At 51.2% G+C, this 1,077-nt stretch carries 1 protein-coding gene and 1 pseudogene; one reads left to right on the forward strand and one right to left on the reverse strand.

Annotation, left to right across the window (positions count from 1 at the left end; all coding sequences use genetic code 11):
- A pseudogene (locus D8U73_RS29360) lies at window positions 1–282 on the reverse strand (hypothetical protein); the annotation flags it as partial.
- Window positions 283–599: 317 nt separating this feature from the next.
- On the opposite strand from D8U73_RS29360, the gene D8U73_RS17930 reads away from it, so the two are divergent.
- Window positions 600–902, forward strand: coding sequence for a PepSY domain-containing protein (locus D8U73_RS17930; RefSeq protein ID WP_130905275.1), 303 nt, complete (start codon window positions 600–602; stop codon window positions 900–902).
- Window positions 903–1,077 lie beyond the last annotated feature (175 nt).

The raw sequence follows: 1,077 nt of genomic DNA on the forward strand, positions 1-1,077 counted from the left end.
GTTACCCCCAGTGCTTGTACCGCTTCGATTGTCAATCCCCCTAAATCCTACGTAAGCCGGCCCGGTGCAAGCTATGCTCATGGGATGACCAGTACTCACGGGCAGTAGGGTCTCGCCGGTAGGATTCAAAGCAATTGATGAACCAAAATCAAAATTTGCGTCGGCGATGGCGATGTCGCATGCGGCCGGCGTGATTTTGCCATCCACCCCCATTTCAGTCGAAGTGGCGGCAAAGGTCAAAGGCGTTAAAAGCATGAAGGGTATGACTAAAAATTTTCTCATGGACGTGGTCTCAAGGCGAAAATTAATAACACCGCGATTCAAAGCTACCGGCGCAGCCTGGTGAGCTGAACCTTGGCCTGCGGAAGGTTTTGCCGCTTTACAAACGCTATTCCACTCAACGGGGCTTTGCTGTAGGAAAACCCTCAACTTGAGCGCCCCCCCCCCAACCACCCCTGTATCAATGACTGCATCCGCGTGACAGAAAAATATACACAAGCTATACACGTCTCCTTTAAGCGCGTAACGGCAAATTAAGGATGAATTAAGTTATAACAACTAGCCTTGACCCCCGTATCCGGCATCTCAAGAGAAACCTCATGAAAACCGCGATCGCACTCTCTATGGCTCTGCCCCTCACTGTCGGCTTGGCTCAGGCCGATGACTTGCATTTCGAACAGGTTCCGCAGTTGGTCAAAGAAGGCAAAATCAAGCCTCTGAGCACCTTGAATCAGGCTGTGATGAAATTGCATCCGGGAGCCACAATCACCGACACCGATCTGGATAACCACTTCAACGGTTACACTTATGAAGTTGAAGTGCTCGATACCAACGGTGCTGAGTGGGACGTGGACTTAAATGCCGCAACCGGGGCAGTATTGAAAAACCAGCAAGATAATTGACATGACCTCCATCGAAGCGTCGTGAGTGATGCGCTTTCGGACAGAAGTGCAACACAACGATAGTGTTGCCCAGCTCTGCGCAGCGATGCGGCATGGCGGGAGGACTGTACATGCCCCGGCATCCTGAGCTTGAATTCGATTAGAGATCTTCCCTAGCTCAGGTCTAATCGATGAC

Origin of the sequence: Pseudomonas sp. Sample_22 (genome assembly GCF_004307635.1) — a bacterium.
Classification (GTDB): Bacteria; Pseudomonadota; Gammaproteobacteria; order Pseudomonadales; family Pseudomonadaceae; genus Aquipseudomonas.

Bases quoted from the DNA above. Each gene is read 5' to 3' on its own strand.
- D8U73_RS17930 (WP_130905275.1), top strand. From the start codon at position 600: ATGAAAACCGCGATCGCACTCTCTATGGCTCTGCCCCTCACTGTCGGC.